Origin of the sequence: Brevundimonas naejangsanensis (genome assembly GCF_003627995.1) — a bacterium.
Lineage (GTDB): Bacteria > Pseudomonadota > Alphaproteobacteria > Caulobacterales > Caulobacteraceae > Brevundimonas > Brevundimonas naejangsanensis_B.
This window is the reverse complement of sequence record NZ_CP032707.1, coordinates 551,933-564,045: the sequence shown is the minus strand read 5'-3', so window position 1 is coordinate 564,045 and position 12,113 is coordinate 551,933. Positions and strand designations below refer to the sequence as shown.

The 12,113-nt window shown below is 70.2% G+C and carries 14 protein-coding genes; 11 read left to right on the top strand and 3 right to left on the bottom strand.

Translation table 11 applies throughout. The annotated features are described in order from the left end of the window. The first annotated feature begins 176 nt into the window (after positions 1 to 176). The 9 genes from D8I30_RS02655 to D8I30_RS14645 all read left to right on the top strand — a co-directional run bounded on the left by D8I30_RS02655 (position 177) and on the right by D8I30_RS14645 (position 7,963). On the top strand, positions 177 to 569 hold the full coding sequence (locus tag D8I30_RS02655; RefSeq protein ID WP_240387297.1) for a hypothetical protein: 393 nt from the start codon (positions 177 to 179) through the stop codon (positions 567 to 569). A 3-nt stretch (positions 570 to 572) separates the two neighbouring features. Then, positions 573 to 1,022, top strand: coding sequence for a tol-pal system-associated acyl-CoA thioesterase (ybgC, locus tag D8I30_RS02650; RefSeq protein WP_121481362.1), 450 nt, complete (start codon positions 573 to 575; stop codon positions 1,020 to 1,022). Positions 1,023 to 1,350: 328 nt separating this feature from the next. Continuing rightward, a complete protein-coding gene (gene tolQ / locus D8I30_RS02645) occupies positions 1,351 to 2,106 on the top strand; it encodes a protein TolQ (RefSeq protein WP_121481361.1) in 756 nt (251 codons plus the stop codon). Positions 2,107 to 2,109: 3 nt separating this feature from the next. Next, positions 2,110 to 2,571, top strand: coding sequence for an ExbD/TolR family protein (locus D8I30_RS02640; protein WP_121481360.1), 462 nt, complete (start codon positions 2,110 to 2,112; stop codon positions 2,569 to 2,571). A 6-nt stretch (positions 2,572 to 2,577) separates the two neighbouring features. Continuing rightward, complete coding sequence (locus D8I30_RS14315) at positions 2,578 to 3,435, top strand: hypothetical protein (RefSeq protein WP_162938788.1); 858 nt, start codon at positions 2,578 to 2,580, stop codon at positions 3,433 to 3,435. A gap of 262 nt (positions 3,436 to 3,697) precedes the next feature. After that, positions 3,698 to 5,071 carry a Tol-Pal system beta propeller repeat protein TolB gene (gene tolB / locus D8I30_RS02635; RefSeq protein WP_121483355.1) on the top strand — a complete coding sequence of 458 codons (1,374 nt, stop codon included), beginning with the start codon at positions 3,698 to 3,700 and terminating at the stop codon, positions 5,069 to 5,071. Positions 5,072 to 5,224: 153 nt separating this feature from the next. Next, a complete protein-coding gene (pal, locus tag D8I30_RS02630) occupies positions 5,225 to 5,779 on the top strand; it encodes a peptidoglycan-associated lipoprotein Pal (RefSeq protein ID WP_121481359.1) in 555 nt (184 codons plus the stop codon). Between the two features lie 134 nt (positions 5,780 to 5,913). Next, positions 5,914 to 7,053, top strand: a complete 1,140-nt coding sequence (locus tag D8I30_RS02625) for a DUF3667 domain-containing protein (protein ID WP_121481358.1) — start codon at positions 5,914 to 5,916, stop codon at positions 7,051 to 7,053. 58 nt (positions 7,054 to 7,111) lie between these two features. Then, positions 7,112 to 7,963 carry a tol-pal system protein gene (locus D8I30_RS14645; protein WP_121481357.1) on the top strand — a complete coding sequence of 284 codons (852 nt, stop codon included), beginning with the start codon at positions 7,112 to 7,114 and terminating at the stop codon, positions 7,961 to 7,963. Here the strand turns inward: D8I30_RS14645 and D8I30_RS14640 are convergent. After that, positions 7,891 to 8,151: a hypothetical protein gene (locus tag D8I30_RS14640; protein WP_162938787.1), complete on the bottom strand. Its 261-nt coding sequence runs from the start codon at positions 8,149 to 8,151 to the stop codon at positions 7,891 to 7,893. The genes D8I30_RS14645 and D8I30_RS14640 overlap by 73 nt on opposite strands. On the opposite strand from D8I30_RS14640, the gene tilS reads away from it, so the two are divergent. Together tilS and ftsH are read left to right on the top strand one after the other, a co-directional pair. Then, positions 8,044 to 9,366 carry a tRNA lysidine(34) synthetase TilS gene (gene tilS / locus D8I30_RS02610; protein WP_346426491.1) on the top strand — a complete coding sequence of 441 codons (1,323 nt, stop codon included), beginning with the start codon at positions 8,044 to 8,046 and terminating at the stop codon, positions 9,364 to 9,366. The genes D8I30_RS14640 and tilS overlap by 108 nt on opposite strands. Before the next feature lie 40 nt (positions 9,367 to 9,406). Beyond that, entirely contained in the window at positions 9,407 to 11,353 is a 1,947-nt protein-coding gene (ftsH, locus tag D8I30_RS02605; RefSeq protein WP_121481354.1) for an ATP-dependent zinc metalloprotease FtsH, read from the top strand. A 77-nt stretch (positions 11,354 to 11,430) separates the two neighbouring features. Here ftsH and rnk read toward each other — a convergent pair whose 3' ends face one another. Next, positions 11,431 to 11,838, bottom strand: a complete 408-nt coding sequence (rnk, locus tag D8I30_RS02600; RefSeq protein WP_121481353.1) for a nucleoside diphosphate kinase regulator — start codon at positions 11,836 to 11,838, stop codon at positions 11,431 to 11,433. Between the two features lie 30 nt (positions 11,839 to 11,868). Then, positions 11,869 to 12,039, bottom strand: a complete 171-nt coding sequence (locus D8I30_RS14310; protein WP_162938786.1) for a hypothetical protein — start codon at positions 12,037 to 12,039, stop codon at positions 11,869 to 11,871. Between the last annotated feature and the right edge of the window lie 74 nt (positions 12,040 to 12,113).

Sequence of the window (12,113 nt, the reverse complement as noted above, 5' to 3'; positions counted from 1 at the left end):
CCGTCGCGCCGGGCTAGGCCGCGCTCGAATAGCTAAGCCGCCCCCGCCCGGTCGCTGCGCGACCACCCTCCCCCGTAAGGGGAGGGAGAGGCGTCGCGCGCGCGAATCTCTCGCAAAAGGGCTTCACCTCGGCTGCGAAGCCGGTCATCCTCGGTTTCCCTAGAAGGAGGCGGCTCTTGGCGCATTCCCGCAGGACGGACCGGATGATCGTCGGGCTCGGCGTGGCTGTCGTCCTGCTGGGCGGCCTGGCCCTCTACGCCCTGACGCAGGGCGCGCGCTTCGGCCAGACGCAGGCGACGCCCGCCGAACGCGCCCTGGTCCAGGTCCGCGCCCAGATGGGGCCGCAGGGCGAGGTGCGCTATGTCGAGGCTGGGCGCGGCCGCGCCGCCTGCGGCTACGCGGGGACGAGGGGGCGCAGGGAGGCGGTGGCCTTCGTCTCGCGTCCCAACCGCATCCTGATGAGCGACGATCCCCTGAGCGCGGAGTTCGCGGCGCTGAAATCGCGCTATTGTCCGGGCTTTGACGCGAAGACGCCCGTCATCGCCGTCCCCCCTTCCGGCAAGAGCTGAGCCATGACCGACCAACCCAGCGCCGGCCGTTTCGACGGCTGCGATCATCTGTTGCCCGTGCGGGTCTATTACGAGGACACCGACTTCACCGGCCTGGTCTATCATGCCAATTACGTTCGCTATTTCGAGCGCGGCCGGTCGGACTTCCTGCGCCTGGCGGGCGTCGGCCACGTGGAGCTGCTTGAGCAGGACGAGCCCCTGGCCTTCGTCGTCGCCGAGCTGAACATCAAATATCTGAAGCCCGCCCGCATCGACGACGCCCTGGTGGTGCGGACCCGCTATGAGGCCATCAAGGGGCCGCGCCTGCTGATCCGACAGACCATCGAGCGCGAAGGGGAGGTCCTGTGCCAGGCCGAGGTTGTCGCCGTCTGCATCCACCTGGACGGGCGGCCCCGGCGGCCGACGAAGCGGCTGATCGAACTGGTGACGCCCTGGCTGTCGGGGGAGGGGTGACACGCAAGGTTCTCCCTCCCCGTCCCGGGGAGGGTGGCCGACGCGAAGCGGAGGCCGGGTGGGGAGGGCTTGGTGATCCGGAACGCGCGCTTGATTTGCCAAGCCGCCCCCACCCGGCTTCGGCCTATGGCCTCAGCCTCCCTCCCCGGGACGGGGAGGGTGAAGCGCCGCGCTTGAGCCCCGCCTCGACAATAACGATCTTGTCACTCTTTCGCCTGATGACGCAGGCCGCGACGCTCGTTAGACCCCCGGCCATGAAACCGCCACGTCCTGCCGCTCGAACTGGCGGTTGGACACCCCTTCCAGGGCTCGCCGCCAAGGACCACGCATGACACCGCCCGTCGACGCCTCCCTGCTGAATCCCATCGAGCTGTTCGTGACCGCCGACTGGGTGGTCAAGACGGTGATGATCGGCCTGGCCGTGGCGTCCCTGTGGTCCTGGACCATCATCATCGACAAGGCGGTGCGCTTCTCGCGCATGAACGCCCGCGCCACCGAGTTCGAGAAGGCGGTCGAGAGCGGCCGCTCGCTCGAGGACGTGGCCGCTCAGGCCGGGCCGCAGCCGGCCGATCCCCTGCCGCGCATGCTGGTGCTGACGCTGCAGGACTGGCGCGAGGCGCGGACGCGCGGGGCCATGACCGACACGCAAGGCGCCATGCTGATCGCCCGCATCGATCGCGGCCTGGATTCCGTCATCGCCCGCGAGAGCCAGAAGATCGAGAACGGCCTGGGCGTGCTGTCGGTGGTCGCCACCTCGTCGCCCTTCATCGGCCTGTTCGGCACGGTGTGGGGCATCATGAACGCCTTCGGCAACATCGCCGCGGCGGGCAACACCAATCTGACGACGGTGGCGCCGGCCATCGCCGAGGCCCTGTTCGCCACGGCCATCGGCCTGGGCGCGGCCATCCCGGCCTATATCGCCTTCAACGCCTTCTCGGTGTCGGCGGGCAAGTTCACCGGCCGTCTGGAGGCCTTCGCCGACGACCTGCAGTCGGCCATCGCGCGTCGTCTGGGCGCGCCCTCGGCGCCGCCGCCGCCCCCGCCGCCGCCGTCCGCCGAACTGAACCTGCGTCGGGGCGCCTGATCCATGGCCCTGGGTGGAGGAGGCGCGAGCTCGGGCGGGCGCGGTCGTCGCCGCGCGCGCAAGCGGCCGCTTAGCGAGATCAACGTCACCCCCTTGGTCGACGTCATGCTGGTGCTGCTGATCATCTTCATGATCTCGGCCCCGCTGCTGACCGTCGGCGTGCCGGTCGAACTGCCCAAGACCGAGGCCAGCGCCGTCGAGACGACCGACAAGCCGGTCACGGTCACCATCGACCAGAACGGCGCCATCTTCATCGGCGAGGGCGAGGTCCGCTGGGAACAGCTGCCGCTCCGCGTCGCGGAAGAGGGCGGCGAGAAGGCGCGTGAGAAGCCGATCTTCATCCGCGCCGACGGCCGCGCGCCGTATCAGGCCGTGGCCCGGGTGATGGCGCGCCTGTCGGCCTCGGGCTTCACCAAGCTGAACCTGATCACCGACACGGCCGCCGACGAGCCGACGGAGGGCTGACGGACCTTGCGTCGACCCAGTCCCGCCATCCTCGGCTCCATCGCCCTGCACGCGGGGGTGGTGGCGCTCGCCTTCGTGTCGTGGTCGTCCAGGACGCCGCCGCGCCCGCTGGTGAACTCCGTCCCGGTGTCGATCGTCTCGGACATCGAGATCGCCGCCGCTCCGGCCGACAATCCGCAGGAAGAGCCTTCGCCCGACGACGGCGCGACCGCCCCGGTCGAGAGCCTGCCCGAGCCGACCCCGCCGCAGCCGGAACCGACGCCTCCGGCTCCGCAGCCGCGCCCGACGCCGCCCGCGCCGCGCCCGACCCCGGCCCCGCCCGAGAAGAAGGCGCCGACGCCCGCGCCCCGTCCTGCGCCGACCCCGCCGCCGCGCCCCACGCCTGCCCCGCCCGAGAAGGCGCGGCCGACCCCGCCGCGCGAGACGCCCGCCCGGCCTCAGCCGTCCGCTCCCGCCCGGCCCCAGCCCGGCCTCGACCTCGACGCCCTGGCGGGGCCGCCGCGCCCGACCCAGAACCGCGGCCGGCCGGCGGCGGGTCAGCAGGGCGCGGGCGCCGCCCCGCGCGCCACCGGGCCGCAGAACACCGCTTTTTTTAATAAAATCTACGATATCTGGGCTCCGCTTTGTGACATTCCGGGAGCTCGAGATCTTCGGATTGTAGTAGATGTGACATTGTCGGACGACGGACGGATTATTGGGGGGCCTACGCTGGTTAACCCAGAGAGCACGACTGTCTATTTGGCCGCGTCCGATGGAGCGATGCGGGCTTTGCGCCAAGCAGCGCCGTTCAACGTGCCAGCAGGCTTCCGCGGCGGTCAGTATCGTCCGACCTTCAACACCGAACGGGCCTGCGCCAATCGGTGACGGGCCGGTTCGTCCTTTCCTCCCCATTTCATGGGGAGGTGGATCGGCGGCGCAGCCGGCGAGACGGAAGGGGCGACTCCACGTGACCGTCAGCGTCGCCCCTCCACCACTTCGTGGTCCTCCTCCCCACAAGTGGGGAGGAGAGCGACCATGAGTCTGAAAGTCGCCCCATTCCGGGGCAAGCTTGTCTTTCGTAAGCTGGTTTGTTCATAGGGTCCGGGGATAAGGGCCGATGAACCGCCTCTCACTTCAGGAGCCCTTCATGCGTCTGCACCTTCTCCTCGCCTCCGTCGCGGCTGTCGTCCTGGCGGGTCCGGCGACGGCCCAGACGCAGCCGGCGCCCGCGCCGCAGCAGACCGGGCCGATCGAGGTCGAGATCGACCAGGGCGTGCTGCGCCCGCTGCAGATCGCCGTCGTGCCCTTCACCGGCCAGCACGGGTCGCAGATCTCGGGCGTCATCAGCGGCAACCTGAAGCGTTCGGGCTTCTTCGATCCGCTGAACCCGGCCAGCTTCATCGAGACCGGCCTGACCCTGGCCAACGCTCCCAACTTCCCCCAGTGGACCACGATCGGCGCCCAGGCAGTGCTGTACGGCGGGGTGACGCAGCGGGCGGACGGGCGGATGGACGTTGGCTTCCGCCTGTATGACCCCTACCGCCAGTGCCAGCTGGTCTCCTATCAGTTCACCGCCACCTCCGAGCAGTGGCGCCGGATCGCGCACAAGATCTCGGACGTGGTCTATCAGCGCCTGACGGGCGAGGCGGGCTTCTTTGATTCGCGCGTCCTGTTCGTGTCCGAAAGCGGCACCCAGCTGAACAAGCTGTCGCGCTTGACCATCGTCGACCAGGACGGCTTCAACCCCGTCTTCCTGACCCAGGGCGACGAGGTGATCATGTCGCCGCGCTTCTCGGCCTCGAACCCCGACGAAGTGACCTATGTGGCGTTGGGCAAGGATTACAGCCGCATCTACCTCTACAATCTGTCGACGGGCCGCCGCGAAAGCCTGGGCGAGTTTGACGGCCAGGTGCTGGCGCCGCGCTTCTCGAACGACGGGTCCAAGATGGCCTTCTCGATCATTCGCGGCGGCAACACCGACGTCTATGTGATGAACCTGCGCAGCCGCCAGCTGTCGCGCCTGACGACCGATCCGGGCATCGACACCTCGCCCTCGTTCAGCCCCGACGGCAATCAGATCGTCTTCACCTCGGACCGCTCGGGCTCGGCGCGCCTCTACACCATGCGGGCCGACGGTTCGGGCCAGCGCCCGATCAGCCGCGGCGGCGGCCTCTACACCGCCCCGGCCTGGAGCCCGCGCGGCGACCTGATCGCCTTCACCAAGCAGCAGGGCGGCCGCTTCCACATCGGCGTGATGAAGTCCGACGGCACGGGCGAGCGCATCCTGTCGTCCTCCTACTTCGAGGAAGGGCCGTCATGGGCGCCGAACGGCCGCTACATCGCCTTCGCGCGCCAGAGCCCCGGCGGCGACACCCGTCTGTGGACCGTCGACCTGTCGGGCCGGGTGGTGTCGCAGGCGGGTTATGACGGGCGCGGCTCGGACCCGGCTTGGTCGGGCCTGCTGGACGCCCCGCCGGCCAATCTGGGCATCGGCCAGGGGCCGGATTCCTGCCCGGCCTGACGAGCTTACGGCTTCGTGAGGCAACCAGCGCAGCCGTTTGAATAAACTGTGCGTTATCGTCGCTGGCGCTGCGTGATGGCACGCGCTAGCAGACCCCTTCTAAGGCCAAGCTTTCAGGCCCTGTCCTCGGACCGCAATCAAGGAGACGAACCCATGAAGACCTCCCATATGTTCCGGCTCGCCGCCGTGGGCGCGGCCGTCGCCGGCATGGCCGCCTGCGCGCCCAAGCCCAAGGTCGAGCCCGCCGTGCCGACCGAGCCGGCCGCGCCGACCGCGCCCCAATATCCGACCGCCCCGACCGGCCCCGTCAGCGGCGGCAACGTCGGCGCCCCGATGCCCGGCTCGGAACAGGACTTCGTCGTCAACGTCGGCGACCGCGTCTATTTCGATCTGGATTCCTATTCGGTCCGTTCGGAAGCCCAGCCGCGTCTGGACGCCCAGGCCGCCTGGCTGGCCCGCTATCCGCAGGTCATGGTCCGCATCGAAGGCAACGCCGACGAGCGCGGCACGCGCGAATACAACCTGGCCCTGGGCGCTCGCCGCGCCGAGGCCGTGCGCTCCTACCTGATCAGCCGCGGCGTCCCGGCCAACCGCATCGACACCATCAGCTTCGGCAAGGAGCGTCCGATCGCCGAGGGTTCGAACGAAGGCGCCTGGGCCCAGAACCGCAACGCCCACACCGCCATCGTGTCGGGCGCGCCGCGCTAAGGCGCAGCGAGCGTTGAAATGAAGGGAGGCGTCGACTTCGGTCGGCGCCTCTTTTCTTTTGCGCGCGAGGCCCCTTTTCTTCGCGCCGCCGCGCCGTCAAAATCCGCCGCTCTTCGGGGGGAAGGACAACGGCCATGGAATTGGACGCGGCAGGCGGGGTGGTGACGGGCGCGATGATCGCCGGCGCGATCCAGAAGGGGGCTGGCCGCGTGGGCGAGCCGCACGGCGTCTGCGCCGACTGCGGCGCCGAGGTCACCGGCAATTTCTGTTCCAACTGCGGTCAGGCGACCCATGTCCACCGCACCCTGCTGCACCTGGGCGAAGAACTGTTGCACGGGGTCATGCATTTCGACGGCCGCATCTGGCGCACCCTGCCGCTGCTGATCCTCAATCCGGGACGGTTGACGCGTGAATGGGTGCAGGGGCGACGCACCCGCTACGTCTCGCCGCTGGCGATGTTCCTCTTCACCCTGTTCGTGATGTTCTTCGCGCTGAGCTTCATGCCGCATCCGGCGCCCCAGACCGCGCCCCTGTCCGAGCAGATCGCGGCCCAGCGCATCGCCCTGGCCGAGGCCGAGAAGGCGGTGCTCGAGGCCAAGGCCGAGGCCGAAGCCGCGCAAGCGGCCTCCCGGCCGGCGGACGGCCGCCCGCCCGCCGTGTCCAGCGGCGCGCGCGCGGGCATCACGGCGGGCGCCCTGGCGGCGGCCGAAGGCGTGGTCATCCAGCGCAAGGCCCAGCTGGAGCAGATGGAGAGACAGGCGGTCGAGGGCCGCAAGGACGGACTGACGCCGGGCAGCTGGCAGGCCCAGGTGGCCGACATCAACTGGGACACGGGCGACGGCCACGGCCTGACCGCCGCCGTGGCCAAGAAGCTGAAGAACCCGGATCTGGCGCTCTACAAGCTGCAGCAGACGATGTACAAATTCGCCTTCCTGCTGGTGCCGCTGTCCATCCCCTTCGTGGCCCTGATGTTCCTGTGGAAGCGGGGCTTCACCCTCTACGACCACGGGGTCTTCGTCCTCTATTCCCTGACCTTCATGTCCATGCTGCTGATGGCGGTGGTGGTGGCGACCACGACGATCAAGGGGGCGGGGGGCGTCGTTCTGGGCGCGGCCGCCCTGATCGTCCCGGCGCACATGTTCGCCCAGCTGAAGAGCGCCTATGGGCTGTCGATCTTCTCGGCGGCCTGGCGGACCTTCGTCCTGCTGATCTTCTGCAACATCGTCATCACCCTGTTCATCCTGGCCATCCTCTATCTGGGCCTGGGGTATTGATGCGACGAACGGCGATCCGGGCCTTGCCGTCGCCGCAAATCGGTGGGACGACAGAGCCATGCTGAAGTCGCCATTTCGCCTCGCCAAACCCGCCGTCCTGACGGCCGTCGGCCTGACCCTGATCGTGGGCGGTACGGTCATCGCCCAAGTCCAGCCCATGGAGCCGGTCCAGTGGGACAAGCGCCGCCTGGACCAGCTGGACCGCAACGTCCGCCGCCTGGAGCGCGCCCTGACCCAGCGCAACGCCGCCGGCCAGCCCGTGATCGTCGAGCCCGACCCCGAGGTCGTGGCCCTGCAGGGCCAGGTGTCGATCCTGGAGCGCCGCCTGTCCGACCTGGAGCAGACCTTCCAGCGCGTGAACGCCGACGGAGAGCGCGTGACCTTCCAACTGGACGAGGCGACGCGCGACAACGCCCTGCTGACCCGTCGCCTGCGCGACCTGGAAAACCGGGTGGAGCGCGCCGAGAAGGCGGCTCAGGAGGCCGCCGAACTGAACGGCCCCATCGTTCCCAACTCGCCGACCGGCGACGCGGCCCAGGACCTGCAGGCCGCCATGCGTCTGGCGGGCGAGGACGCCGTGCGCGGCGGGCGGGCGCTCGAGACCGTCATCGTCACCTGGCCGAGCACGCCCCAGTCGCGCGAGGCGAACAGCCGCCTGGGCGACCTGCACGTCGCGGCGCGTGACAACGCCTCGGCGGTCCAGGCCTACGCCGCCGCCCTGAACGGCTGGCCGCGCACGCCCTGGGCGGCCGAGACCACGCTCAAGCTGGCCGAGGCCCTGCGCGCCACCGACCGCGCCAGCCTGGCCTGCAACGCCCTGGCGGACTTCAACACCCGCTACGCCCAGGGCGCCACGGCGGCGCAGAAGACCCGCGCGGCCCAGCTGCGGACGCGGGCGAACTGCAGCTGACGCCAGCCGGCGCCGATGGCCTGGCCGGCCGGGTCTTCGCCCGGCTGGACGCGCGCCTGACCCATGACGGGCCGGAGCCCCTGGCCCTGGCCCTGTCCGGCGGGGGGGACTCCCTGGCCCTGCTGGACCTCGCCGCCGCCTGGGCGCGGGCGAGGGGGCGTCGCCTGCTGGCCCTGACGGTCGATCATGCCCTGCATTCCGACAGCGCCGCCTGGACCCGCTTCGCCGGCGCGGCGGCGCGCGCGGCGGGCGCCGACTGGCGCGGTCTGTCGTGGGAAGGCGCGCGCGGCGGTTCGGGCGTCCCGGCGCGGGCGCGGGCGGCGCGCCACGCCCTTCTGGCCGAGACGGCGCGCGAGGCGGGGGCGGGCGTCATCCTGACCGGCCATACCGCCGACGACGTCGCCGAGGGCGAGTGGATGCGGGCGCACGGGGCCAATCTGGGCCGCCTTCGCGACTGGTCGCCGTCGCCCGCCTGGCCCGAGGGGCGAGGGCTGATGCTGCTGCGCCCTCTGCTGGACGAGCGCCGCGAGACGCTGCGGGAGCATTTGCGCGCGCGCGGGCTGGACTGGCTGGAGGACCCGGCCAACGCCGATCTGCGCTTCGGGCGGGGACGGGCGCGGGCGGCCTTGAGTTCAGAAGCCCTCCCCCTCGATGCGGGAAGGTGGGGCGGGGGTGTCGCCGCTGCCGCCGCCGATCAGGCGCGGCAGGCGCCGACGGTCCCGTCTCGGGAGGCTCATTCCCAACTCTCGCGCGCCCGCCCCCGATCCTTCCCCCATCGAGGGGGAAGGGAGACGGTATTTTCACCTGACCTGGCCTGGGCAGGGGTGCTGACGATCTCGCGCGATCTGTCCGCCTCGGCGCTGGCGGCGACCTTGCTATGCGCGGGCGGCGGAGCCACGCCGCCGCGCGGCGATCGGCTGGCGGCCTTGCAGGCGCGGCTGGCGAGCGGCGAGGACTTCGTCGCCGTCCTGTGCGGCGCGCGCGTCGAGGCGGCGGGCGCTCGCGTCCTGGCGATGCGCGAGCCGGGCGAGATGCGGCGCCGTCCGCCCGCGCCGGTCGCCCTGGCGCCGGGAAGGCCCGCCGCCTGGGACGGGCGGTTCGAGATCACGACGGATGAGACGGACCTGCGGGTCGAGGCGGCGGCGGGGCGGCTGGCGCGGTTGTCGGACGCCGAACGCGCGCTCCTGGCGCGGCTTCCGGCCGCGGCGCGGGCGGCGGCGCCGGTGCTGATCGGCGCGGACGGGGATCGGCCGGTCCTGGCCTGGGGCGCGGCCGCGGTCACGGCCCTGGCGCCGCGTCGGCTGGCCCTCGCCGTGGGCGAAACGACGCAGGAAGAGCAACTCTTTCACGCCCTTGATGGCGAAACGCCGCCGACTGACCTATTTTCTGCGAAAGACTGTTGATCGACGGACGTGGAGCGGCCGTCGAGGAACCGAGGACCGAATGAACCTGCGCAATTTCGCCATCTGGGGCGTCATTCTTCTGGGCCTGGTGACGGTGTACGCCGCCATCAGCCAGAACGGCGGCCCGGCCATGCCCGGCGCCAAGGCGGCCGCCGCCGGCCGTCCCGACACCCTGACCTATTCCCAGCTGATGGCCGCGGTCGACGCCCAGCAGATCAAGTCGGTCGTGGTGCGCGGTGACGCCCTGACCGGCGAGAAGAAGGACGGCGGCAAGTTCACCGCCGTGACCCCGGTGCCCAACGTCGACCTGCTGGACAAGATCCGCACCAGCGGCGGCGACGTCGAGGTCAAGAGCACCCGCCAGCCGTGGTGGTCGGGCCTGCTGGGCCTGCTGCTGCCGGTGGCGCTGATCATCGGCTTCTGGCTGTTCATCATGAACCGGATGCAGGGCGGGGCGAAGGGCGCGATGGGCTTCGGCAAGTCCAAGGCCAAGCTGCTGACCGAGCACAAGGGCCGCAAGACCTTCGACGACGTCGCCGGCGTGGACGAGGCCAAGGACGAACTGCAGGAGGTCGTCGACTTCCTGAAGGACCCGGCCAAGTTCCAGCGTCTGGGCGGCAAGATTCCCAAGGGCGCCCTGCTGGTCGGCCCTCCGGGCACCGGCAAGACCCTGCTGGCGCGCGCGGTGGCGGGCGAGGCGGGCGTGCCCTTCTTCTCGATCTCGGGCTCGGACTTCGTCGAGATGTTCGTCGGCGTCGGCGCCAGCCGCGTGCGCGACATGTTCGAGCAGGCCAAGAAGAACGCCCCGTGCATCATCTTCATCGATGAAATCGACGCCGTGGGTCGTCACCGCGGCGCCGGCCTGGGCGGCGGCAACGACGAGCGCGAGCAGACCCTGAACCAGCTGCTGGTCGAGATGGACGGCTTCGAGGCGTCCGAGAACATCATCCTGATCGCCGCGACCAACCGTCCCGACGTGCTGGACCCGGCCCTGCTGCGTCCGGGCCGTTTCGACCGTCAGGTCGTTGTGCCCAACCCCGACGTCTCGGGTCGTGAGCGTATTCTCCGCGTGCACATGAAGGACGTGCCCCTGGCCGCCGACGTGAACGTCAAGACCATCGCGCGCGGCACGCCCGGCTTCTCGGGCGCGGACCTGGCCAACCTGGTCAACGAAGCCGCCCTGATGGCGGCTCGCAAGGACCGTCGCATGGTCACGCACCGCGACTTCGAGGACGCCAAGGACAAGGTCATGATGGGCGCCGAGCGCAAGTCCATGGCCATGAACGAGGAAGAACGCCGCCTGACCGCCTATCACGAGGCCGGCCACGCCATCGTCGCCATCAACGTCAAGATGGCCGACCCGGTGCACAAGGCGACCATCGTCCCGCGCGGCCGCGCCCTGGGCATGGTGATGCAGCTGCCGGAAGGCGACCGCTATTCCATGAAGTTCCAGCAGATGATCGACCGCATCGCCATCATGGCCGGCGGCCGCGTCGCCGAAGAGCTGATCTTCGGGCCGGAGAGCATCACCTCGGGCGCCAGCTCGGACATCGAACAGGCCACCAAGCTGGCGCGGGCCATGGTCACGCGCTGGGGCTTCTCCGAGAAGCTGGGCACGGTGGCCTATGGCGAGAACCAGGAGGAGGTCTTCCTGGGCCACTCGGTGTCGCGCAGCCAGAATGTCTCGGAAGAGACGGCCCGCATCATCGACGAAGAGGTCCGCCGCATCGTCACCGAGGGCTGGGATGAGGCGCGCCGCATCCTGACCGAGAAGGCCGCCGATCACGAGAAGCTGTCTCAGGCTCTGCTGGAATACGAGACCCTGTCGGGCGAGGAGATCAAGGACCTGCTCGAGAACGACCAGCCGCCCAAGCGCGACGAGGAAAACGATATCGTGGTCGGCCCGTCGCTGTCGGTCCCGGCCACGCCGGAAGACGAGCCGGCGCCTGAGGCCCAGGCCGCCGTCCAGACTGCGCCGAGCGTGTAGGGCGATACGGAAGCGGATATGAAAAGGGGCGCGCCCGTCAGGCGCGCCCCTTATTTTTCGTCTCTACCTGGCGGGGCTCAGTTCGCCGCCTCGGCCTCTTCCAGCTTGACCAGGGTCAGCTTGCGGACGGCGCCCGACGGGTCGGGCCAGGTGATCGACTGGCCTTCCTTCAGGCCGATCAGGCCGGCGCCGACGTAGGACAGGATGGAGACGCGGCCGGCGTCGATGTCGGCCTCCTTGGGCAGGACCAGCTGGACGCGGCGCACCTCGGGGCTGTGGTCGTCGGAATAGTGAAGCCAGCGGTTCAGGGTCACCACGTTCTTGGGCATGGCCTTGGGCTCGCACACCTTGGCGCGGTCCAGCTCCTGCTGCAGCAGACCGGCGGGGCCCGAACCGGGCAGGTCGCCGACCAGGCGGTCCAGGGCGTCGAAGTCGTCGCTGCGAAGCGTGATGGCGGGCAGGGCGCCCTTGCGGGGGGTGGTCATGAGTAATGCTTTCTAGAAAGTCGGGCGACGTCAGGCGGCCGAGGGGCCGTCGTCGTCGGGATGTTCGGACGGCTCATAATCAGCCGTATCGGGTGCGGGCGGCGCCGCGGGCGCGGCCGGTCTCCGAAAGGGAATGATGTCGGCGCCGCGCGGCGGCTCGCCGGGGCGGCTGTCGTCCGTAGTGTCGGGGCGGCGTGTCATGGCGCAAATCTTCGCGGGCGGCCCGGGGCCGGCGCGGTCCTGCAGAGTGAAAGAAGGAAGCGGGAGACTTTAAG

Coding starts and splice junctions, on each gene's coding strand:
- ybgC (WP_121481362.1), top strand. CDS start 573: ATGACCGACCAACCCAGCGCCGGCCGTTTCGACGGCTGCGATCATCTG.
- tolQ (WP_121481361.1), top strand. CDS start 1,351: ATGACACCGCCCGTCGACGCCTCCCTGCTGAATCCCATCGAGCTGTTC.
- D8I30_RS02640 (WP_121481360.1), top strand. CDS start 2,110: ATGGCCCTGGGTGGAGGAGGCGCGAGCTCGGGCGGGCGCGGTCGTCGC.
- tolB (WP_121483355.1), top strand. CDS start 3,698: ATGCGTCTGCACCTTCTCCTCGCCTCCGTCGCGGCTGTCGTCCTGGCG.
- pal (WP_121481359.1), top strand. CDS start 5,225: ATGAAGACCTCCCATATGTTCCGGCTCGCCGCCGTGGGCGCGGCCGTC.
- D8I30_RS02625 (WP_121481358.1), top strand. CDS start 5,914: ATGGAATTGGACGCGGCAGGCGGGGTGGTGACGGGCGCGATGATCGCC.
- D8I30_RS14645 (WP_121481357.1), top strand. CDS start 7,112: ATGCTGAAGTCGCCATTTCGCCTCGCCAAACCCGCCGTCCTGACGGCC.
- D8I30_RS14640 (WP_162938787.1), bottom strand. CDS start 8,151: ATGATCGACCGTCAGGGCCAGCAGGCGACGCCCCCTCGCCCGCGCCCA.
- ftsH (WP_121481354.1), top strand. CDS start 9,407: ATGAACCTGCGCAATTTCGCCATCTGGGGCGTCATTCTTCTGGGCCTG.
- rnk (WP_121481353.1), bottom strand. CDS start 11,838: ATGACCACCCCCCGCAAGGGCGCCCTGCCCGCCATCACGCTTCGCAGC.
- D8I30_RS14310 (WP_162938786.1), bottom strand. CDS start 12,039: ATGACACGCCGCCCCGACACTACGGACGACAGCCGCCCCGGCGAGCCG.